Raw genomic sequence first — 21,945 nt, 5'->3', positions numbered from 1 at the left:
CGGGCCCCCGGCGTGCGGTTTGATGGGGTTATGGCATCTCGTGCACGTGTACGCGCCCCCGAGCTGGTCGGGGCAGGCGGTTGGCTGAACACCGGCGGCAAGGAGCTCACGCTCGCCGACTTCCGGGGCAAGATCACCATCCTGGACTTCTGGACCTTCTGCTGCATCAACTGCCTGCACGTCCTGGACGAGCTGCGCGAGTTGGAGGAGAAGCACCGCGACACCGTGGTGATCGTCGGGGTGCACTCGCCGAAGTTCGTGCACGAGGCCGACCACCAGGCCGTCGTGGACGCCGTCGCCCGCTACGAGGTGCACCACCCGGTGCTGGACGACCCGGCGCTGGCCACCTGGAAGCAGTACGCCGTCCGGGCCTGGCCGACGCTGGTGGTGATCGACCCGGAGGGCTACGTGGTGGCCCAGCACGCCGGCGAGGGCCACGCCCACGCGCTCGCCCGGCTGGTCGAGGAGCTGGAGGCCGAGCACGCCGCGAAGGGCACGCTGCGCCGCGGCGACGGCCCGTACGTGGCACCGGAGCCGGCCGCCGGGGACCTCGCCTTCCCCGGCAAGGCGCTCCGGCTGCCGAACGGCCACTTCCTGGTCGCCGACTCCGGCCACCACTCGCTGGTCGAGCTGGCCGAGGACGGCGAGACGGTGGTGCGCCGGATCGGCGACGGGCAGCGCGGCCTGGTGGACGGCGACGGCTCGGACGGCACCGGCCCGCGGTTCAGCGAGCCGCAGGGCCTCGCGCTGCTGCCGGAGGGCTCGGCGTACAACGTGGTCGTGGCCGACACCGTCAACCACGCCCTGCGCGGGGTGCGCCTCGCCGACGGCTCGGTGACCACCCTGGCCGGCACCGGCCGCCAGTGGTGGCAGGGCTCGGCCACCGGGGGCCCGGCCCGCGAGGTGGACCTCTCCTCGCCGTGGGACGTCGCCTGGTTCGACGGCCGGGTGTGGATCGCGATGGCCGGCGTGCACCAGCTCTGGTCGTACGACCCGGTGGCCGGCACGGTCGCCGTCGCGGCCGGCACCACCAACGAGGGCCTGGTGGACGGGCCCGCCGCCGAGGCCTGGTTCGCCCAACCGTCCGGCCTCGCCGTCTCGGCGGACGGCGAGCGGCTCTGGGTCGCCGACTCCGAGACCTCCGCGCTGCGCTGGGTTTCACGTGAAACACACGCCGTCCACACCGCCGTCGGCACCGGCCTGTTCGACTTCGGCCACCGCGACGGCGAGGCCGGCCAGGCCCTGTTCCAGCACCCACTGGGCGTGACCGTGCTGCCGGACGGCTCGGTGGCCGTCGCCGACACCTACAACCACGCGCTGCGCCGCTACGACCCGGCGAGCGGCGAGGTCAGCACCCTGGCCACCGACCTGCGCGAGCCCTCCGGGGCGGTGCTGGCGGACGGGGACATCGTGGTGGTCGAGTCGGCCCGGCACCGGCTGACCAGGCTGCGGCTGCCGGAGGAGGCGGTGCGGGTCGAGTCGGTGGCGCACCGCACCCGGCGCGCGGCCACCGAGGTCGCCCCGGGCGCCTTCCGGCTGGACGTGGTCTTCGAGGCGCCGAGCGGCCAGAAGCTGGACGAGCGCTACGGCCCGTCCACCCGGCTGCTGGTCAGCTCGACCCCGCCCGAGCTGCTGGTCTCCGGCGCCGGCGCCGACACCGACCTCTCCCGCGAGCTGGTGCTCTCCGCCGAGGTCACCGAGGGCGTGCTGCACGTCTCGGCGATGGCCGCCTCCTGCGACGACGACCCGGAGATCGAGTACCCGGCCTGCCACGTGCACCAGCAGGACTGGGGCGTGCCGGTGAAGCTGACCGCCGACGGCGCCCGCCGCCTCCCGCTGGTCCTGGCCGGGATGGAGTAGCCCCGACCGGGCGGAACGACGTGAAGGGGCCCGGCGGTACCCGCCGGGCCCCTTCGCGTGCCGACCGGGCGCTCAGCCCTCCAGGAAGGCCTTGAGCGCGCTCGCCAGCAGGTACGGGTCCTCCGCGCCGCACAGCTCGCGCGCCGAGTGCATGGAGAGCGCCGCGATGCCGCAGTCCACCGTCTTGATGCCCAGCCGTGCCGCCGTGATCGGGCCGATCGTCGTCCCGCAGGGCATGGCGTTGTTGGAGACGAAGGTCTGCCAGGGCACGCCCGCCTTCTCGCAGGCGGCCGCGAACACCGCCCGGCCGATGCCGTCGGTCGCGTAGCGGTTGTTGACGTTGACCTTGAGGATGGGCCCGCCGTTCGGCATCGGGTGGTGGCCCGGCTCGTGCCGCTCGCTGTAGTTCGGGTGGACGGCGTGGCCCATGTCCGAGGAGAGGCAGACGGTGCCGGCGAGCGCCCGGGCCCGGTCCTCGGTGGTGCCGCCGCGCGCGTGGATCGTGCGGTCCAGCACGGTGCCGAGCAGCGGGCTCTGCGCGCCGGTGTCGGACTCGCTGCCGGTCTCCTCGTGGTCGAAGGCGGCCAGCACCGGGATGTACGGCAGGCGGGCGGCGTCCTCGGCGCCGGCCACGGCGGCGAGCGCGGCGGTGCCGGCGTGCACCGAGAGCAGGTTGTCCAGGCGCGGGGCGGCCAGCAGCTCGCGGTCACGGCCCAGGTAGGAGGCGGGCTGGACGTCGTGGGTCATGAGGTCCCAGCCGACCACGTCGGCGGCCTCCAGCCCGGCCCGCCCGGCGACGTAGGAGATCAGCGACCCCTCGTCGACCGGGCCGAGGCCCCAGATCGGGGTGAGGTGGCGCTGCTTGTCGAGCTTCATGCCCTCGTTGACCTGGCGGTCCAGGTGGATGGCGAGCTGCGGCACGCGCAGCAGCGGCTCGTCCAGCTGGACCAGCCGGGCGGTGCCGTCCCGGAGCGCGAGCCGGCCGGAGAGGCCGAGGTCGCGGTCCAGCCAGGTGTTCAGCGGGACGCCGCCGTAGATCTCCACGGCGACCTGCCGCCAGCCCTCCGAGCCGGTGTCCGGCACCGGCTTGACCCGCAGGTTGGGCGAGTCGGTGTGGGTGCCGACGATCCGGAACGGCGTCTCGGGGCCCGCTCCCTGCGGCAGGTACCAGGCGATCAGCGCGCCGCCGCGGATCAGGTAGCGCCCGCCGGCCGCGTCGTCCCACGCGTCCGTCTCGGCTACCTGCCGGAAGCCCACCTTCTCCAGCCGCTCGGCGGCGCTGGCCACCGCGTGGTACGGAGACGGCGAGGTGCCGAGGAACGCGATCAGGTCGTCGCTGTGCGTCCGGTCGAAAAATGCCTGGCGGGCGGCGGTCGACATACTGCTCCCGGGTCGAGTGAGGGCCGAAGCCGGATGGGGGGTCGGCTCCGCCCATGAGCATATGCCCGTACACGGACAGGGCATTCGGAACGGTCGGTTCGATGCGCAACCCGGACACAACCGTGAACCGCCCCGCACCCGCCGGGGGTTTGCGCCCCCGGCGACCGCACCGGCGCCCGGCCACCGCCCGGCAGTGACACCCGGCGGTCACGCCCGGTGGTCACCGCGCCGCCGCCCCGGACACGCCGAAGGGCCCGGTGGCAGCCGGGCCCTTCGGCGTGAGGGTGTGTCAGGCGGTCCGCAGATGGGGCGGGAGGGCCTAGAAGGCCTCCTCCGCCAGCTCCATGATCTCGTTGTCGATGCCCTCGGCGATCAGCCGCTGCGGCGCGACGGTCGGCAGGATGTTCTTGGCGAAGAAGCGGGCGGCCGCGACCTTGCCCTGGTAGAAGGGGACGTCCTTCTCCGAGGCGCCGGCCTCCAGCTTGGCCAGGGCCACCGCGGCCTGGCGCAGCAGCAGCCAGCCGACCACGACGTCGCCGGAGACCATCAGCAGGCGGGTGGTGTTCAGGCCCACCTTGTACATGTTCCGGACGTCCTGCTCGACCGAGGTGAGGTCGGCCAGCAGCTTGCCGACGATCGCCTCCAGGTCGCCCGCGGCCTTGGCGAGCAGCTCGCGCTCGGCGGCCAGGGCGTCGCCGCCGGCGGCGGAGGCGAGGAACTTCTGGATCTGCTCGGACAGCGCGGTGAGCGCCTGGCCGCCGTCCTTGACGATCTTGCGGAAGAAGAAGTCCTGGCCCTGGATCGCCGTGGTGCCCTCGTACAGGGTGTCGATCTTGGCGTCCCGGATGTACTGCTCGATCGGGTACTCCTGGAGGTACCCGGAGCCGCCGAAGGTCTGGAGCGACTGGGCCAGCTGCTCGTAGGACTTCTCCGAGCCGTAGCCCTTGACGATCGGCAGCAGCAGGTCGTTGAGGCGCTCGGCGGCCTCGTCGCGCTCGCCGCGCAGCTTGGCGGCCGTCATGTCGTCCTGGACGGACGCGGTGAACAGCACCAGCGCGCGCATGCCCTCGGCGTAGGCCTTCTGGGTCAGCAGCGAGCGGCGCACGTCCGGGTGGTGGGTGATGGTGACGCGCGGGGCGGTCTTGTCCATGAACTGCGAGATGTCGGCGCCCTGCACGCGCTCCTTGGCGTACTCCAGGGCGTTCAGGTAGCCGGTGGAGAGGGTGGCGATGGCCTTCGTGCCGACCATCATCCGGGCGAACTCGATGATCTTGAACATCTGGCGGATGCCGTCGACCTTCTCGCCGAGCAGCCAGCCCTTGGCCGGGTGCTTGGCGCCGAAGGTCATCTCGCAGGTGTTCGAGGCCTTGAGGCCCATCTTGTGCTCGACGTTGGTGGCGTAGACGCCGTTGCGCTCGCCCAGCTCGCCGGTCTCCCAGTCGAAGTCGAACTTGGGGACGATGAACAGGCCCAGGCCCTTGGTGCCCGGCTTGCCACCCTCGGGGCGGGCCAGGACCATGTGGATGATGTTCTCGGACATGTCGTGCTCGCCCGAGGTGATGAAGCGCTTCACGCCCTCGATGTGCCAGGAGCCGTCCTCCTGCCGGACGGCCTTGGTGCGGCCGGCGCCCACGTCGGAGCCCGCGTCGGGCTCGGTGAGGACCATGGTCGAGCCCCACAGGCGGTCGGTCATCCGCTTGGCGACCTCCAGCTGCTCCTCGGTGCCCTCCTCGGCGATGACGCCGGCGAAGGCCGGGCCGGAGGAGTACATCCAGACGGCCGGGTTGGCGCCCAGGATCTGCTCGGCGAAGGCCCAGATCAGCGAGTTCGGGGTGACCTGGCCACCGATCGACTCCGGGATGCCCAGGCGCCACCACTCGGCGTCCATGAAGGTCTGGTAGCTCTTCTTGAAGGAGGCCGGGACCGGCGCCGTGTTGGTCTCCGGGTCGAAGACCGGCGGGTTGCGGTCGGCGTCGGCGAAGGACGCGGCGAGGTCGTTCTCGGCGAGGCGCGAGATCTCGCTGAGGATGTTCTTCGCGGTCTCGACGTCCATGTCCGCGAACGGTCCGGTGCCGTACACCTGCTCGCGGCCGAACACCTCGAAGAGGTTGAACTCCACGTCCCGCAGGTTGGACTTGTAGTGACCCATGGCCGTTATCTCCGGTTCGTCGCTTCCGGGAGACCGCCGCGTTCCGGCGTCCCGTACCCACCAGTAGGCATCATGATGCTACCCAGCGGTAACTTGGGCAAGCCCCCGCCGGCGAATCCGCTATGAACGTGGTCACGTCCCACAGCCCGCGCGGCCACTCCTTGTCAGGATCGGCGCCAGCGGAAGGGGGTGCGATCCCGCTAGCCTGTCCGTGTGTACGGATATGACCAGAACACATACCCGGGCGACCCCTACCAGCAGCAGGCGGGACCGCAGCAGGGCATGAACGGCATGCCCGGACCCGACGCCTACGGCGGGCAGTCGCAGGCCCCCCAGCAGTCCCTGTACCCCGAACCCTCGCCGCCCTCACTCGCGGACGCCGTCCGGGCCTTCACGACCGGCTCGATGGCGGTCGAGGACTTCCAGGCGATCTTCATCACCTCGAAGGTGCACTGCCCCCGGGGCGACCGCCCCGGCTTCCTGGCGCTGCACAACACCCCGACGCCGGTGATCCCGATGTTCAGCTCGCTGAAGGAACTGCGCCGCTACGCGGGCAAGGACTCCAAGCACTTCACCGTCACCGGCGCCGAGGTCCTGGACCTGCTGCCGACCGGCTACGGCTTCGCGCTGGACATGGAGGGCGAGCACCGGATGGTGTTCGACGCCAAGGCCGTCGAGCAGATGGTCGACTTCACGATGCGCCGGATGTACGGCTGACCCATGCTGGACGAGGAGCCCGCGCTCCTTCGTCACTACATAGTTCAACTTTCAACTTGCCTGTTGTTGAGAATTGAACTAACCTCGTGCACGTAGGCCAGACACCCCCCGAAGGAGGCCGACATGCCCGCCGTGACCGTCGACAACCCGCTGACTCTCCCGCGCGTCACCACGCCGGACCCCGCCGTCACGAGCGCCCGGCCGGTCCTCACCGTGGCGACCGCCCCCGAGGGCTTCGAAGGCGAGGGCTTCCCCGTCCGCCGCGCCTTCGCCAAGATCAACACCAAGTACCTCGACCCGTTCATCATGATGGACCAGATGGGCGAGGTGGACTACGCGGCCGGTGAGCCCAAGGGCACCCCCTGGCACCCGCACCGCGGCTTCGAGACCGTCACGTACATCATCGACGGAACGTTCGTCCACCAGGACTCGCACGGCGGCGGCGGCACCATCACCGACGGCGACACCCAGTGGATGACGGCCGGCTCGGGCCTGCTGCACATCGAGACCCCGCCGGAGTCGCTGGTCAGGTCCGGTGGCCTCTTCCACGGCCTCCAGCTCTGGGTGAACCTGCCCGCCTCGGACAAGATGATCGCCCCGAAGTACCAGGACATCCGCGGCGGCAGCGTCAAGCTGCTCAGCACCGAGGACGGCGGCGCGCTGCTGCGCGTCATCGCCGGCGAGTTGGACGGCCACCAGGGCCCCGGCACCACCCACACCCCGATCACCATGATCCACGCCTCGGTCAGCCCCGGCGCCCAGCTCACCCTGCCCTGGCGCGCCGACTTCAACGCCCTCGCCTACGGCCTGGCCGGCAGCGGCTCGGCCGGCACCGAGCACCGCCCCTTCCACCGGGGCCAGGCCGTCGTCTTCGGCGACGGCGACTCCCTCACCATCCGCGCCGACGAGAAGCAGGACTCCCGGGACACCAACTTCGAGGTGGTCCTGCTCGGCGGCCTGCCGATCCGCGAGCCCGTCGCCTGGTACGGCCCGTTCGTGATGAACAGCCACCGCGAACTCCAGCAGGCCATGGAGGACTTCCAGGCCGGCCGCCTCGGGACCGTCCCGACCGACGGCCACTGACGGCCCCGGAGCCGGGGCGGCGCGACGGCCGCGGGTACCGCCCGCGGCCGTCGGGCCGTTCCGCCTCCGCCCCCACGGCCTCCGCCGCTACAGCAGCGCGTAGACGGCGGAGGCGTCGTCGTGGGTCTTGCCGCGCGGCCAGCGCTCGCAGTCGGCGTCCGCCCGCTCCGCCGCCCGCACCTGGGCGATCAGCTCGCCCGGCCCGGACTCGGCGAGCAGCCGCAGCACGTCGCCCCAACTGCCCAGCCCGAAGCGCTCGGTGTAGCGCGAGGCGCCGTCGGTGAGGGCGGCCAGCGCGCGCAGCCGCTCCAGCCGGACGAAGCCGGTCTCGGCGTGCTCCGCCGCCCGCGGGCTGGCCGCCGCGATCCACGGGCCGTTGCCCCGGTTGCGGGCGGCCCGCACCGCCAGCGTGTACTCCAGGTGCAGCGCAGCCCGCTCGGCCGAGCCGGGGACGGTCTCCCAGACCTGGCGGCGCAGCTCCTCGCCGCCGGGGAAGCGCTGGTTGTCCCCGATCACCTTCGGCGGGCCGTCCCGGAACTCCAGCACCAGCAGGGAGTCGCCGAGCACCAGGTACTCCAGCGCCTCGCCGTGCCGCCGGGCCGCGACGACCATCGCGGCGGGGGTGTTCGGGTGGGCCAGGTCGCAGCGGCCGCCGTGCAGCGCGGCCGTCTCCGCGATGGCGTCGGCCAGGCACCCGGCGATCGAGCGGTCCGCCCGGTCGGTGAGCCGGGCGAGCAGGTGCACGCCCAGCCGGCGGACGTACCAGGCCGTCCCGTGCCGGCACCCGGACTCCAGGCCGGCCGGCGAGCTCGCGCCGTCCAGCAGGACCAGTGCTTCCGGCGAGGCCGCCGCGAAGTCCTCGCTCTCGCGGTCGGGCCGCCGTGCTTCCCCTGCGAGCTGTAGCTGCATCCCGACAGTGTGGCCGCCGCGGCCGGCCCGCGCCCAGACCCGTGCGCCGGTGCGGCGCGGCCCAGGGCCCGGCGCCCGGTGGCAGCCGGGGTGATTCGGCCCTACCGTCGGAACAGTGACCGGACGGTCCGGCCCGTCGTCACGGGCCCGGTCCGGGATCGCCTCCGGCTGCCCCGGCCGCCCGCGACTGACGAGGAGCGGAAGATGTTCTGGCAGTTCATCGTGGTGCTGGCCGCCTCGCTCGGCTTTCCGGCCGCCGCACTGCTCTTCCTGATCGGCGGGCCCCGCTTCCCCGACGAGCGGCGCGCCCCCGCGCCCCGGGGCACCGGGGCCACCCGCCTCTGAACCGCTACGAGCTCACGCCTTCCAGGCCGGGTCGCGGCCGAGCAGGGCCAGCGCCCGGGCGAACCGGCCGGCGCCGCCGCCGGGTTCGAGCCCCGGGGCGAACGCCCGGCCGGGGGCCCGCGCCTCCGGCGTGTCCGGGACGGCCTCCGTCACCGCGAGCAGCGCGGCGGACAGTTCGCCGTCGCCGTCCACCGCCGCGACCAGCCCGTCCGCGGTGCCGAGCGCCGCGGCGACGTCCCAGCCGTGCACCAGGGTGTCCAGCAGGTGGAAGCCCACCGCCGCGGCGAGCGGGAAGGGGCCGCCGTCGCGGATCTCGGGCAGCCAGAGCGGCCGGCCCTCGGCGGCGGCCGCCCGGAAGGCCTCGACGAGGTCGGTGCCGGTGCGGCGGAAGGCGCCCGCCGGGTCGGCACCGAGCGGGGCGTCCGCGAACAGCGCCGGGTCGGGCCCGGCACCGCGGGCGGCCGCGGCGAAGCCCTGGTGCTGGCCCACGCAGTGCTCCAGCAGCCTGCCCAGCGTCCACCCGGCGCAGGGGGTGGGCAGCGCCAGCTGCTCCGGCCGTACCCCGTCCACCACCCCGGCGGCCGACTCCATGGCCCGTGCGTGCAGTTCGACGATCCTCATCCGGCAGCCCCCCGGTCCGACGACGGTGTGTCCGATCACCTGGCCAACGACGGACGGTCCCCGTTCCTTCCTGGTCCGCCCCACCCGTACCGGGGGGCGGCGCCCGGGCGCCGCCCGCCGGTACGGGTGCTAACCGCCCTGCCGACCGCCCGCCAGGGCGCGTTCGAGGAGCGCGGCCCGGCCCAGCAGGCGCTCGTCCCCGCCCTCCGCGCCGACCACCTGGAGCCCCAGCGGCAGGCCCTCCCGGGTGCGCCCGGCGGGCAGGCTGAGCGCCGGGCGCCCGAGGAAGCTCCACGGCAGCGACATCACCGCGTCCCCGGTGCTGTGCAGGCCCTCCGGCGCGCCGCCGGTCGCCGAGGGGGCCAGCCACAGGTCCACCCCGGCCGCCGCGCCCGCCGCGGCCACCCGCTCGCGCAGCCGCTCCCGGAACCGCAGGCCGGCCTCCCGGTCCTCGGCCGCCACGCCCCGGCCGGCCCGGATGCCCGCCGCCGTCTCCGGCCGGTAGAGCCCGCCGAAGCGGGCGAACCAGTCGGCGTGGCTGCGGGCCAGCTCGAACCGGTTGACCCGCTGCAACTGCCGGACGACCTCGGCGAAGTCCGGGAACAGCTCGACCCGGCGCACCGTGCACCCGGCCCGCACCAGCCGCGCCAGCTGCTCCTCGAAGGCGAGCAGCGCGGCCGGTTCGGCGCGCTCCAGGTAGGTGCCCTCCGGCACCCCCAGCACCGGGGCGCCCGGCGCGTCGGGCTCCGGCCGCCAGCCGTCGCAGAGCAGCGGGGCCGCCAGGGCCGTGCCCGCCAGGTCGGCGGTGAAGATCCCCACGGTGTCCAGGCTCGGCGCGTTCGGGACCACCCCCGTGACCGGGATCCGCCCGTACGTCGGCCGGAAGCCCACCACCCCGCAGTACGCGGCCGGGCGGATCACCGAGCCGACGGTCTGGGTGCCGACCGCCAGCGGCACCAGCCCGGCCGCGACCGCCGCCGCCGAACCGCTGCTGGAACCGCCCGGGGTGTGCCCCGGGTGGTGCGGGTTGCGGGTCGGGCCCGGGGCGGTCGCGGCGAACTCGGCGGTCACCGTCTTGCCCGCGACCAGCGCCCCCGCCGCCCGCAGCCGGTCCACCACCGCGGCCTGCGGCCCGGCCAGCACCCCGGGCGGCAGGGCCGAACCCGCGTGCGTGGGCAGCCCGTCCACGTGCACGATGTCCTTGACGCCCACCGCCACCCCGTACAGCGGCGGCCGGCGGCCGGGATCCGGCCAGCGCGCGGCCGTCGCCCGCGCCTGCGACCGCAGCCGCTCGTGCCTCCCGGGCTCCGGCACGAACGCCCGGACCAGCGGGTCCACCCGCTCGACCAGCGCGCACAGCCGGTCCACGGACGTCGGCAGGTCCGGCGCACCGGCGCGCAGCCCGGCGGCCTCGTCGGTCAACGGCCGCGGCCGGACGAGGGGTTGCTCCGTGCCGGGCACGCTGGCGCCGCTCACCCGGGAGCGCCCCTACTGGTGTTCGGCCGCCAGGTACGGTGCCTCGCGCAGGAAGTACGCCCCGCACGTGTGGCAGCACAGCTCCGGGGTCTTGCCCCAGTCCACCGCCGAGCGCACCCGCGCCTCGGGGGCGAGCTCGCGGCCGCACATCGCCACGCTCTCCTCGCCCCGGACCACGTGCCACAGCCGCACCCCGCCGGCCTCGCCGTCCGGGCCGTACTCGGCCCGCATCTGGTGCATCATGGCCCCATCGTCCGGCCGCCGCGCGCCCCCGGCAACCGCAGCGGCCCCACCGCCCGGCAGCGCTACGACGCCCGCAGCAGCGCGTCGTCCCGCCACTTGAGGATCTTGTCGAAGCTCACGATCGCCCCCCGCAGGGGGTGGTTGCGCAGCTGGACGTGGTCGGTGAGGGCGTGGATGAGGAAGAGGCCCCGGCCGGACTCGGCGGTGAGGTCGGGCAGGGTGTCCAGGTCGACCGGGCGCAGGGTCGGGGCGCTGGGGCGGCCGGGCAGCACATGGGTGTCGTACGGGCGGCCCTCCCGGCGGGGGCGGTGGGCGGTGAGGACGCGGGCCGGGACGGTGGCACGGCCGCGGCGGGTGCGGCGGGGGGCCCGGCCGGCCGCCGGACGGGCCGGGGCGGCCGGGCGGCGGGCGGCCACGGCGGGCGCCGCGGGGGCGGGCAGGCCGGGGCCGGAGTCCGTGACCTCGATCCGCAGCCGGTCGCCGCAGATCGACGCGGTGACCTGGAAGGCGTCGTCGGGCCGCCCGGTGGCGCCGTGCTCGACGGCGTTGGCACAGGCCTCGGTGAGGGCGACACCGAGGTCGTCCGCGATCTGCGGGTCGACGCCCGCGGTCGCCATCGCACCGAGCAGGATGCGCCGGGCCAGCGGGACGCTGGCAGGGTCGCGCTTGAGGTGCAGAGTCCACCAGATGTCCACGGGAGGTCCCTCCTGGCTGCGGCTCCACATACAACTAGGTATCTCCGGGCGATTCCCGGGTGAACCGTGCCCGGGGGCCGCTACCGCCCGTTCGGCGGATGGACCGGGGGCCGGGGTCTGTGCCGGGCGACACGTACGCCCCCTCGCACGCCGCCGCCGAAAGGGGCATTCATAAGGATTTCCCACCCTGCCCGTGTCGGCGGCGTACGCAATGAGAGGATGGCCCGGCCATGACTGCCCTCGCCGCCGCCCCGCTCCCGGGCGCCCCCGGACCGGCTCAGCCGGTGGGGTCCGCCGCCTGGGACCTGCGGCTTGCCCGGGCGGTCCCGTTCGCGCTGGTGTGCACCCTGATAGCCGCCGCCGGGCACGCCCTGGCCGGCGGCGGGAACGTGCCGCCGACGGCACTGGCCCTCGGCTTCGCCGGGACGCTGGCGTTCGCGGCGGTCTGCGGCGGGCGGGAGCGTTCGCTGGCGGCCATCGCCGGGGCGCTGGGCGCCGGGCAGCTCGCACTGCACTGCCTCTTCCACGGCTTCAACGGCCTCCCCGGCGCCATGGCCGGGATGCACCACGGCGCCCCCGGCTCCGGCCCGCTGACCGTGCCGCAGGTGGCCGGCCGGCTGATCTGCAACGAGGCCCGGCCCGGCACCCTGCTCGGGCTGCCCGGCGGCCCCTCCCCGGAGCAGCTGGTCTCCTCCGCGGGCCTGGACCCGCACGCCTTCGCCGCCGCGCCCTGGTGGCAGGCCGGCCTCTTCGGCATGACGCCGTCGATGCTGGCCGGGCACCTGGGGGCCGCGCTGGTCGCGGGCTGGTGGCTGCGGCGCGGCGAGGCGGCGCTGTGGCGGCTGCTGCGGGTGGCCGGCACGGCCGCCCGGGTGCACTGGGCGGCGCCGCTGCGTACCGCGTTCGCCCTGGTGGCAGCAGTGCTACGGGGCCTGTTCGCGGTGGCCGGTCCGGTCCGCCGGTTCGGTGCCCGGGGCGGCGAGGGACTCCTGCCCTCCGATGCGGTGCTGCGGCACAGCGTGGTGCGGCGCGGCCCGCCGTGCGGGGCCCTCGCGTACTGACCGGCGTCTCCCGGCGGCCCTTCGGCCGTCCCGGGTGCCGGGTGTGCGCACCGTCCGGCCGTTCCCGACCACCGGGGCGGCCCGAGGCCCTGCCCCCCACGCCCCCGCGGCCCCGCGGCACGGCTCACGCCCGCGCCCGGCACCCGCCGCCGAGCTCCGATCGGAGACCCGCCCCATGCGTTCCCTTCCCACCCGCCGTACCGCCGCCGTCGCCCTCGCCGCCGCCGCGTCCGTGCTGGCGCTGGCCGGCCCCGCCGCCGCGCACGTCACCGTGAACCCGGGCGCGGCCGCCCAGGGCGGCTACACGGCCGTCGACTTCCGGGTGCCGAACGAGAGCGACACCGCGAGCACCGTGAAGCTGGAGGTCAACCTCCCGCTGGACCACCCGCTGGCCTCGGTCCGCACCCTGCCGCTGCCGGGCTGGACGGCCACCGTCGAGAAGGCCAAGCTCGACAAGCCCGTCAAGGTGCACGGCAACGACGTCACCGAGGCCGTCTCCAAGATCACCTGGACCGCCGATGCCGGTACCAGGATCGCCCCCGGCCAGTTCCAGGAGTTCCGCGTCTCGCTCGGCCCGCTGCCGACCGACACCGACACCCTGGAGTTCAAGACGCTCCAGACCTACGACAACGGCGACATCGCCCGCTGGATCGACGAGTCCAAGGAGGGCCAGCCCGAGCCGGCCAAGCCCGCGCCCGTCCTGAAGCTCACCAAGGCCGCCGCGGGCGACGGCCACGGCGTCACCGCCTCCCCGGCCGCGGCCGCCCACGGGGACAGCTCCGACCGCGCCGCCGCCTCGGACGGCGCCGGGTCCAGCGACTCCACCGCCCGCACCCTGGGCGTCGTCGGCATCGTGGTCGGCGTCATCGGCACCGCCGTCGGCGTGCTCGGCCTGCGCCGCAAGAACGGCAGCTCCGCCTCCTGACCCCCGCGCCGGCGGGGCCGTGCCCGGGTTCCGGGTACGGCCCCGCCGGCGGTCCACCGCGCACGATCGGAACACCCATGCCCCGCACCACCCGACTGGCCGGCGCCGCCGCCCTCGCGCTGGCCGCCGCCCTGACCCTCTCCGCCTGCGGCTCCTCCGGCGGCGACTCCGGCACCGCCAAGGTCACCCGGCAGAAGGAGGACACCCCGTACCAGGGCACCAAGCTCGCCAAGAACTTCGACAAGCCGGACCTCCAGCTGACCGACACCTCGGGCCGGCCGTTCGACCTGCGCCGGCAGACCGACGGCAAGGCCACCCTGCTGTTCTTCGGCTACACCAGCTGCCCGGACGTCTGCCCGACCACCATGGGCGACATCGGCGTCGCGATGAAGGCGCTCCCCGCGGAGGAGCGGCAGAAGATCAACGTCGTCTTCGTCTCCACCGACCCGGACCGCGACACCCCCACGGTGCTGCGCACCTGGCTGGACTCGATGGGCAGCGACTTCATAGGCCTCACCGGGGACCTGGCGAAGGTGAAGACCGCCGCCAGGTCGCTCGGCATCATGATCGAGGACCCGGTGGTCAACGCGGACGGCACGGTCACCTCCACCCACGGCGCGCAGGTGCTGGCCTTCCTCCCCTCGGACGACAAGGCGCACGTGCTCTACATGAGCGGCACCGAGGAGAAGACCTACGAGCACGACCTCCCGCTGCTCGCCAAGGGGGTCGCGGCGTGAGCTCCGTGCAGACCGGAACCGGCCGCTTCCGCCGCAGCGCCCTGCTCGGCGCCGTCGTCGCCACGGCCCTGGGCGGCGGCGCCTTCCTCGCCGCCTGCGGGACGGACGGCGGCACCGGCGGCCGGGACGGCGCCTCCGCCGGCCCCGCCCGGCTCAGCGTCGCCGACTCCTACATCCCGCTGCCCCCGGCCGGCGGGATGGCGGCCGGCTACCTGACCGTCCGCAACGACGGCGGGCAGGACCAGCTGCTCAAGGTGACCAGCCCGGCCGCGGAGTCGGTCACCATGCACCGCTCGACCGCGTCGACCATGGAGCAGGTGGACCGCCTCGACGTCCCCGCGCACGGCGAGCTGCAGCTCGCCCGGGGCGGCAACCACCTCATGATCATGGGGTGGCAGAAGGCCCCGGCCCTCGGCGACGAACTGGAACTCGACCTCACCTTCGCCAAGTCCGGCACCATCGCCGTCAAGGTGCCGGTCAAGGAGCTCACCTACCGCCCCGGCCAGAGTTAGGGGACCGCCACCATGCAGTCGGCCGGCCTGGAGAAGGCCACCCACCACCGGATCGCCGGGGTGCTCGGAGTGCTCGGCGCGCTGCTCGCGCTGATGCTCGCGGGCGCCGGGCCGGCCTCCGCGCACGCCACCCTGGATTCCACCGACCCGCCGCAGAACTCGGTGGTCGCCACCGCCCCGCAGGCGGTGACGCTGACCTTCAGCGAGTCCGTCTCGCTCTCCGGCGACTCCGTCCGGGTGCTCGACCCGGCCGGCCGGGCCGTGGACACCGGCAGCCCGGCGCACGCCGACGGCCGGGGCAACACCGCCCGGGTCGGGCTGCGCAGCGGGCTCGCCAACGGCACGTACACGGTGGCCTGGCGGGCCGTCTCGGACGACTCCCACCCGGTCGGCGGGGCGTTCACCTTCTCCGTCGGCGCGCCCTCGGACACCTCGGTGTCGGCGACCGCGCTCCAGGGCGCCGACGCCGACGGCCTGGTCGCCGCCCTCTACGGCACCGGGCGCACCGTCGCCTACGCCGCCTTCGCGCTGCTGGTCGGCGTGGCCGGCTTCGTACTGGTCTGCTGGCCGGCCGGGACCGCCCGGCGCCGGGTGCAACGGCTGCTGATGACCGGCTGGACGGCCCTGCTGGTCTCCACCGTCGCGGTGCTGATGCTGCGCGGCCCGTACGAGCGCGGCTCGGGGATCGGGCAGGCCTTCGACCTCTCGCTGGTGCGCGCCACGCTGGACGAGCGGATCGGCACCGCGCTGGCCGCCCGGCTGCTGCTGCTCGCGGCGGGCGGGGTGTTCCTGTCGCTGCTGGTCGGCCAGCTGGGGCAGCCGCAGCGGCCGGTCGTCCCCGCGCCGCGGGACGAGCCGGAGGGCGGAGCCGGCGCGGCCGCCGAGGAGGACGCCGAGGCCGCCGAGCTGCGCGAGCTGGAGCGGCGGGCCGCCGAACGCCCGCAGCACGAGGTCCGGCTGGGCCTCGGCGTGGCCGGGCTGGTGCTGGCGGTGGCCCTCGCGGCGACCTGGGTCGGCGCCGACCACGCCTCGGTGGGCATCCAGGTCTGGCTGGCGCTGCCGCTCGGCATCCTGCACCTGATCGCGATGGCGCTCTGGCTGGGCGGGCTGGCCGCACTGCTCGTCGCGCTGCGCGAGGGCGTCGGCGCCGAGGTGGTGGACCGCTTCTCGCGGATCGCCTTCGGCTCGGTGGCCGTGCTGGCCGTGACCGGCGTCTACCAGTCCTGGCGCGGGCTGGGCGGCTGGGGCGCGCTGACCGGCACCGAGTACGGGCGGCTGCTGCTGGTGAAGAGCGGCTGCGTGGCCGTGATGCTCGGCGTCGCCTGGATCTCCCGCTCCTGGCTGGCCAGGCTGCGCTCGGCCCCGGCCGAGGCGGTCGAGGTCGCCCCGGCCGAGCTGCCGGAGCCGGTCGCCGTGTCGGCGCACCCCGAGGACCCGGTCCGGCAGGCCCAGCTGGAGCGCCAGCGGGCCGCCCTGCGCAGCGCCGGACGCGACCGCGGGCTGACCCCGACCCGGGCCGGGCTGCGCCGCTCGGTGCTGGTCGAGGCGCTGGTCGCGGTGGCGGTGCTGGTGGTCACCACGATGCTCACCAACTCCCCGCCCGGGCGGGTCGCGGGCGAGGTGAAGGCCGGGTCGGCCGCCGCGCCGGCCGCCGGCGGGCCCGCGGCGGCGCCGCAGACCGAGCCGGGCCGCACCGTCGAGCTCAAGCTCCCGTACGACACCAAGGGCCGGACGCCGAACGCCAAGGGCACCGCGACCGTCACCCTCAACCCGGCCGGGACCGGGCCGAACGACGTGCGGCTCGCGCTGGACGGCGCGGACGGGCAGCCGGTGGACGTCCCCGAGGTGCAGCTCGCCTTCACCCTGCCGGACCGCGACCTCGGCCCGCTGCCGGTCGCGCTCACCACGGAGGGCACCGGCCGCTGGAGCGGCACCGCGCAGCTGCCGCTGGCGGGCAACTGGGTGGTGTCGGTGCAGATCCGCTCCTCGGACATCGACCAGACCACCCCGACGCAGCAGTTCAGGATCGGGTGAGCGGGATGACGGACGTTCGGGCGGACCAGGACGCGGCCGCCCCGGGCCCGGCGGACCAGGACGCGGCCGCCCCGGGCCCGGCGGGGCCCGCGGGGTTCACCCGGCGGGCGCTGCTCGGCACCGCCGGGGCCGGGCTGCTGGTCGGCGCCGGCGCGGGCGCCGCCGGGGCGGTCGCCTACGACCGGCCCGGCCGCGGCGGCGCGGGCGCGGCAGGGCGGGCCGGGGCGCTGGGCGCGGGCCGGGTGCCGTTCCACGGCGAGCACCAGGCCGGGATCACCGACCCGCCGCAGGCGAGGGTCCAGCTGGCCGCCTTCGACCTGGCCGAGGGCGTCGGCCGGGACGGGCTGCGCACCCTGCTGCAGCGCTGGACGAGGGCGGCCGAGCGGCTGACCGCCGGGGAGCCGGCCGAGGAGTTCGACAACCAGGTCGCGCTGGACGCCGGGCCCTGTTCGCTCACCGTCACCGTCGGTTTCGGCGCCGCGCTGTTCGACAGGACCGGGCTGGCCGACCGCCGCCCGCCCGGGCTCGAACCGCTGCCCGCCTTCCCCGGCGACGCGCTCGACCCGGCCCGCGGCGACGGCGACCTGTTCGTCCAGATCGGCGCGGACGACGCCCTGGTGGTGGTGCACGCCCTGCGGGTGCTCCAGCGGCTGGCGGCCGGCACCGCGGCGCTGCGCTGGCAGTCGGCCGGCTTCGCCCGTACCCCCGGCGCCGCCGCCCGGCCGGTGACCGGACGCAACCTGATGGGCCAGATCGACGGCACCAACAACCCCCGGCCGGACGAGGAGGGCTTCGCCGCCACGGTGTTCTGCACCGCGGGCGAGGACCGGCCGGCCTGGCTGGCCGGGGGCTCGTTCCTGGTGTTCCGGCGGATCCGGATGCTGCTGGACCACTGGGAGGCGCTGCCGGTGGACCGGCAGGAGCGGGTGATCGGGCGGCGCAAGTCGGACGGCGCCCCGCTCGGCGCGCCCGCCGGGGCCGGCGAGCACGCCCCGGTCGACCTCGCCGCCCAGGGCCCGGACGGCACCCTGGCGATCCCCGCCGACGCCCACATCCGGGTCGCCGCCCCGGCGGCCAACGGCGGGGCGGCGATGCTGCGGCGCGGCTTCTCGTACCACGACGGGCTGCTGCCGGACGGCTCGCCGGACGCCGGGCTGCTCTTCCTCGCCTTCCAGTCCGACCCGCGCAGGGGCTTCACCCCCGTGCAGCGCAAGCTCTCCCGGGGCGACGGCCTCTCCCGCTTCCTGCGGCACGAGGCCGGCGGGCTGTACGCACTGCCGCCGGGCGTGCCGCCCGGCGGGTACCTCGGCCAGCAGCTGCTGGACGGGTAGCTCCGGCCCGCCCCGGCGCCGCCGGCCCGCCCCGGCGCCGCCGGCCGGCCCCGGAGCCACCGCCGCGGTCCCGGTCGCCGAAACGCTTGGCTGCCGGGGCCGCGGAGTCGTTAGGGTGACCACTTCGGCACATCCTGCCCGCGCAGCACCGAGACTCCCGGAGGCGTCATGTCGGCCACCCGCTACACCTACCTCGGACCGGCCGGCACGTTCACCGAGGCCGCCCTGCACACGCTGCCCGAGGCGGCGACCCGGGAGCTGGTGCCGCTGTCCTCGGTGGCCCTGGCGCTGGACGCGGTGCGCGCCGGGAAGGCGGCCGGGGCGTTCGTCCCGATCGAGAACTCGGTGGAGGGCGCCGTCACCGCGACCAACGACGAACTCGCCTCCGGCACCGCACTCATGATCTACCGTGAGGTGCTGCTGCCGATCACCTTCGCGCTGCTGGTGCGCCCGGGCACCGAGCTGTCCGACATCAAGACCGTGACCAGCCACCCGGTGGCCCAGCCGCAGGTGCGGCGCTGGCTGGCGGCCAACCTGCCGGACGCCGCCTGGGAGTCGGCGGCCTCCAACGCGGACGGCGCCCGGCTGGTCGCCGAGGGCCGCTACGACGGCGCGTTCGCGGGCGAGTTCGCGGCGCCGATCTACGGGCTGGAGCCGCTGGTCAAGGAGATCGCGGACGCCCAGAGCGCGGCGACCCGGTTCGTGCTGGTCGGCCGCCCGGGGCGGATCTCGGCACCGACCGGCGCCGACAAGACCTCCATGGTGGTCTGGCTCCCGGACGACCACCCGGGCGCCCTGCTGGAGCTGCTCCAGGAGTTCGCGGTGCGCGGCGTCAACCTGATGCGGATCGAGTCCCGCCCGACCGGCGAGGGCATGGGCAGCTACTGCTTCCTGATCGACTGCGAGGGCCACCTGTCCGAGCGGCGGGTCGGCGAGGCGATGATGGGGCTCAAGCGGATCTGCCCGCAGGTGCGGTACCTCGGCTCCTATCCGCGCGCCGACCGGCAGGAGTCCACCCACCGCCGGCCGGGGACCTCGGACGGGGACTTCACCTCGGCGGCGGACTGGCTGTCCCGCGCGCTCGACGGCCGCGCGGACGACTGAGGCGCCCGCCGCCCGACTCCGGCCATCCTGACGGCATCTTTCGTCTTTCCGACCATTTCCGACTGTTTCCGACCCGACAGATCGGCCGGGGCGGGCGGCCCGACCCGTCGTCCACAGGCCGCCCGGAGCCGGGACCCGCTGTCCACAGGGCTCCCGCTGTCCACAGCCCGGAGTTATCCACAGGCCTGGGGACGAGTCGACAAACCGGTATAGCCATTGCCCAGAACTGGTCGGACCATCGGTTTGCGTCGCAGAGATGACCAATCGGACCAGAGTCACCCGGTTGCCACCAAATCACCCGTCCGAGTGCTTCAATTCCCTCACCCGGGAAGGTTCATTGAGGTTTGAAACCTCAATTCCCCAGTCCGCTCGCCCGGAGGCCGGCCCTCCCCTTTGGTCCACAGGCCCGGGCCCCGGCCTGTGGATAACTCGGCCGAAGAGCGTTCCCCACAGGAGTTATCCACAGGTCCGGCGAAGTTATCCCCAGGGAAAAAGGCGTACCGGTGGAGGAACGGCCGCCCGGTACGCTTGGGCCTGTGATTGACCTTCGCCTGCTCCGTGAGGACCCTGACCGAGTGCGCGCCTCGCAGCGCGTCCGTGGCGAGGACGTCGACCTGGTCGACGCCCTCCTCTCCGCCGACGAGCGGCGCCGGTCCTCGGGCAGCCGCTTCGACGAACTGCGCAGCGAGCAGCGGGTGCTCGGCAAGCAGGTCGCCCAGGCCAAGGGCGACGAGAAAGCCGCCCTGCTCCAGCGCACCAAGGAACTGGCCGCCGAGGTCAAGGCCGCCGACGTCGAGCAGGGCGCGGCCAAGGAGGAGGCCGACCGCCTGCTCCGCGCGCTGGCGAACCTGATCGACCCGGCCGCTCCGGTCGGCGGCGAGGAGGACTTCGTCACCCTGGAGGAGATCGGCACCCCGCGCGACTTCGCCGCCGAGGGCTTCGAGCCCCGCGACCACGTCGAGCTCGGCCGGATCCTCGGCGCGATCGACACCGAGCGCGGCGCCAAGGTCGCCGGTGCGCGGTCCTACTACCTGACCGGCGTCGGCGCGCTGCTGGAGCTCGCCCTGGTCAACATGGCGATCGCCCAGGCCACCGCGGCCGGCTTCATCCCGATGATCACCCCGACCCTGGTCCGCCCGGCCGCCATGGACGGCACCGGGTTCCTCGGCCAGGCCGCCGAGAACGTGTACCACCTCGCCGAGGACGACCGGTACCTGGTCGGCACCAGCGAGGTCCCGCTCGCGGCGTACCACATGGACGAGATCCTCGACGCCGACAAGCTGCCGCTGCGCTACGCCGGCTACTCGTCCTGCTTCCGCCGCGAGGCCGGCACCTACGGCAAGGACACCCGCGGCATCATCCGCGTCCACCAGTTCGAGAAGGTGGAGATGTTCGTCTACACCACTCCGGAGGACGCGGAGACCGAGCACCGCCGCCTGCTCCAGTGGGAGAAGGACTTCCTCAACGCGCTGGAGCTGCCCTACCGGGTGATCGACGTCGCCTCCGGCGACCTCGGCGCCTCGGCCGCGCGCAAGTTCGACATCGAGGCGTGGATCCCCACCCAGGGCAAGTACCGCGAGGTCACCTCGACCTCCAACACCACCGAGTACCAGGCCCGCCGGCTGTCGATCCGGATGCGCGAGGAGGGCAGGACCCGACCGCTCGCCACCCTGAACGGCACCCTCGTCGCCGTCCCGCGCACCATCGTGGCGATCCTGGAGAACCACCAGCAGGCCGACGGCTCGGTCGTCGTGCCCGAGGCGCTGCGGCCGTACCTCGGCGGGCGGCGCGTCCTCGAACCGGTCGAGTAGTCCGGCCCGCCCCGCCCAGCACCACCTGTGAACCCCCGGGAGACGTACGGCCCATGAGCACCGCCAGCCCCCGCCACGGCTCCCCCGACGGTGGCGACCTGCCCTACCGGCTGGTCGCCACCGACCTCGACGGCACCCTGCTCACCAGCTCGGAGACCGTCTCCGAGCGCACCCGCGCCGCCCTGGCCGCGGCCACCGGCGCGGGCGCGCTGCACATCATCGTCACCGGGCGCTCGGCCGTCTGGGCCCGCCCGGTCTTCGACGAGATCGGTTACACCGGCATAGCGGTCTGCGGCCAGGGCGCCCAGGTGTACGACGCCGGGGCGCACCGGCTGCTCACCTCGCTCACCCTGGACCGCCGGCTCGCCGCGCTCGCGATCGAGAAGATCGAGGCCGAGACCGGGCCGCTGGCCATCGCCGCCAACCAGGACGGCCTCGACGGGCAGGTGCTCGCCGGCCCCGGCTACGAGCTGCTGATCGGCTCCGACCTGCCGGTCGTCCGGGTCGACCGCGGCGGCCTCCTCGACGCCCCGCTCAGCAAGCTGTACATCCAGCACCCCGCCCTCACCGACGACGCGCTCGCGGACGCCGCCCGCCGCGCCGCCGGGGACCTGGTCGGCGTGGTGATGGCCGGGGCCGGCGTGGTCGAGCTGCTCCCGCTCGGCCTGTCCAAGGCCACCGGCCTGGCCGTCGCCGCCCGCCGCCTGGGCGTCCGCGCCACCGACACCATCGCCTTCGGCGACATGCCCAACGACGTCCCGATGTTCGGCTGGGCCGCCCACGGCGTCGCCATGGCCAACGCCCACGAGGAACTCCTCGCCGTCGCCGACGCCGTCACGGGCAGCAACGACGAGGACGGCGTCGCCATGGTCCTGGAGCGGCTCTACCCGCGGTCCTGACCCCACGGGGGCCGGTGGGCCCTCCTGCCCCGCTCCGGTTGTAGGATGACCGG

The 21,945-nt window shown here is 74.7% G+C and carries 20 protein-coding genes; 13 read left to right on the top strand and 7 right to left on the bottom strand.

Annotation, left to right across the window (positions count from 1 at the left end; genetic code table 11):
* The first annotated feature begins 30 nt into the window (after positions 1–30).
* Entirely contained in the window at positions 31–1,860 is a 1,830-nt protein-coding gene (locus ACH5AR_RS08750) for an NHL domain-containing thioredoxin family protein (protein ID WP_396300639.1), read from the top strand.
* 72 nt (positions 1,861–1,932) lie between these two features.
* On the opposite strand, the gene ACH5AR_RS08745 is transcribed toward ACH5AR_RS08750, so the two are convergent.
* Complete coding sequence (locus ACH5AR_RS08745; RefSeq protein ID WP_396300638.1) at positions 1,933–3,240, bottom strand: M18 family aminopeptidase; 1,308 nt, start codon at positions 3,238–3,240, stop codon at positions 1,933–1,935.
* A gap of 319 nt (positions 3,241–3,559) precedes the next feature.
* The gene (locus ACH5AR_RS08740) at positions 3,560–5,389 is read right to left on the bottom strand and encodes an acyl-CoA dehydrogenase (protein ID WP_396300637.1); all 1,830 of its coding nucleotides are present in this window, start codon (positions 5,387–5,389) and stop codon (positions 3,560–3,562) included.
* Between the two features lie 213 nt (positions 5,390–5,602).
* Here ACH5AR_RS08740 and ACH5AR_RS08735 point away from each other — a divergent pair, with 213 nt between their 5' ends.
* Positions 5,603–6,106, top strand: coding sequence for an SseB family protein (locus ACH5AR_RS08735; RefSeq protein WP_049651062.1), 504 nt, complete (start codon positions 5,603–5,605; stop codon positions 6,104–6,106).
* A gap of 123 nt (positions 6,107–6,229) precedes the next feature.
* Positions 6,230–7,189, top strand: a complete 960-nt coding sequence (locus ACH5AR_RS08730) for a pirin family protein (protein ID WP_396300636.1) — start codon at positions 6,230–6,232, stop codon at positions 7,187–7,189.
* Between the two features lie 87 nt (positions 7,190–7,276).
* On the opposite strand, the gene ACH5AR_RS08725 is transcribed toward ACH5AR_RS08730, so the two are convergent.
* The gene (locus ACH5AR_RS08725) at positions 7,277–8,098 is read right to left on the bottom strand and encodes a protein phosphatase 2C domain-containing protein (protein ID WP_396300635.1); all 822 of its coding nucleotides are present in this window, start codon (positions 8,096–8,098) and stop codon (positions 7,277–7,279) included.
* Positions 8,099–8,302: 204 nt separating this feature from the next.
* Here ACH5AR_RS08725 and ACH5AR_RS08720 point away from each other — a divergent pair, with 204 nt between their 5' ends.
* Positions 8,303–8,443 carry a hypothetical protein gene (locus ACH5AR_RS08720; protein ID WP_396300634.1) on the top strand — a complete coding sequence of 47 codons (141 nt, stop codon included), beginning with the start codon at positions 8,303–8,305 and terminating at the stop codon, positions 8,441–8,443.
* Positions 8,444–8,455: 12 nt separating this feature from the next.
* Here ACH5AR_RS08720 and ACH5AR_RS08715 read toward each other — a convergent pair whose 3' ends face one another.
* From ACH5AR_RS08715 to ACH5AR_RS08700, 4 genes are all read right to left on the bottom strand, one after another.
* Positions 8,456–9,064, bottom strand: a complete 609-nt coding sequence (locus ACH5AR_RS08715; protein ID WP_396300633.1) for a TIGR03086 family metal-binding protein — start codon at positions 9,062–9,064, stop codon at positions 8,456–8,458.
* 129 nt (positions 9,065–9,193) lie between these two features.
* A complete protein-coding gene (locus ACH5AR_RS08710; protein ID WP_396300632.1) occupies positions 9,194–10,540 on the bottom strand; it encodes an amidase in 1,347 nt (448 codons plus the stop codon).
* Between the two features lie 12 nt (positions 10,541–10,552).
* On the bottom strand, positions 10,553–10,783 hold the full coding sequence (locus ACH5AR_RS08705; RefSeq protein ID WP_396300631.1) for a hypothetical protein: 231 nt from the start codon (positions 10,781–10,783) through the stop codon (positions 10,553–10,555).
* Between the two features lie 62 nt (positions 10,784–10,845).
* On the bottom strand, positions 10,846–11,478 hold the full coding sequence (locus ACH5AR_RS08700; RefSeq protein WP_396300630.1) for an ATP-binding protein: 633 nt from the start codon (positions 11,476–11,478) through the stop codon (positions 10,846–10,848).
* A 230-nt stretch (positions 11,479–11,708) separates the two neighbouring features.
* On the opposite strand from ACH5AR_RS08700, the gene ACH5AR_RS08695 reads away from it, so the two are divergent.
* The 9 genes from ACH5AR_RS08695 (at position 11,709) to ACH5AR_RS08655 (ending at position 21,892) form a co-directional block, all read left to right on the top strand.
* Positions 11,709–12,539 (top strand): hypothetical protein, encoded by an 831-nt coding sequence (locus ACH5AR_RS08695; protein WP_396300629.1) that lies wholly within the window; start codon positions 11,709–11,711, stop codon positions 12,537–12,539.
* A 175-nt stretch (positions 12,540–12,714) separates the two neighbouring features.
* Complete coding sequence (locus ACH5AR_RS08690; RefSeq protein WP_396300628.1) at positions 12,715–13,464, top strand: YcnI family protein; 750 nt, start codon at positions 12,715–12,717, stop codon at positions 13,462–13,464.
* Positions 13,465–13,541: 77 nt separating this feature from the next.
* The gene (locus ACH5AR_RS08685) at positions 13,542–14,201 is read left to right on the top strand and encodes an SCO family protein (RefSeq protein ID WP_396300627.1); all 660 of its coding nucleotides are present in this window, start codon (positions 13,542–13,544) and stop codon (positions 14,199–14,201) included.
* Positions 14,198–14,713, top strand: coding sequence for a copper chaperone PCu(A)C (locus ACH5AR_RS08680; protein ID WP_396300626.1), 516 nt, complete (start codon positions 14,198–14,200; stop codon positions 14,711–14,713). The genes ACH5AR_RS08685 and ACH5AR_RS08680 overlap by 4 nt, the downstream gene beginning before the upstream one ends.
* Positions 14,714–14,725: 12 nt before the next feature.
* Entirely contained in the window at positions 14,726–16,747 is a 2,022-nt protein-coding gene (locus ACH5AR_RS08675; protein WP_396300625.1) for a FixH family protein, read from the top strand.
* Positions 16,748–16,752: 5 nt separating this feature from the next.
* Positions 16,753–18,078, top strand: coding sequence for an iron uptake transporter deferrochelatase/peroxidase subunit (gene efeB, locus ACH5AR_RS08670; protein WP_396300624.1), 1,326 nt, complete (start codon positions 16,753–16,755; stop codon positions 18,076–18,078).
* Between the two features lie 168 nt (positions 18,079–18,246).
* A complete protein-coding gene (pheA, locus tag ACH5AR_RS08665) occupies positions 18,247–19,182 on the top strand; it encodes a prephenate dehydratase (RefSeq protein WP_396300623.1) in 936 nt (311 codons plus the stop codon).
* Positions 19,183–19,718: 536 nt separating this feature from the next.
* Positions 19,719–20,993, top strand: coding sequence for a serine--tRNA ligase (gene serS, locus ACH5AR_RS08660; protein ID WP_396300622.1), 1,275 nt, complete (start codon positions 19,719–19,721; stop codon positions 20,991–20,993).
* Between the two features lie 53 nt (positions 20,994–21,046).
* Positions 21,047–21,892, top strand: coding sequence for an HAD family hydrolase (locus tag ACH5AR_RS08655; protein ID WP_396300621.1), 846 nt, complete (start codon positions 21,047–21,049; stop codon positions 21,890–21,892).
* The last annotated feature ends 53 nt before the right edge of the window (positions 21,893–21,945 follow it).

Origin of the sequence: Kitasatospora sp. NPDC018619, assembly GCF_044391605.1 — a bacterium.
Classification (GTDB): Bacteria; Actinomycetota; Actinomycetes; order Streptomycetales; family Streptomycetaceae; genus Kitasatospora.
Note: the sequence above shows the minus strand (reverse complement) of the source record. Positions and strands in the feature narration are given on the sequence as shown.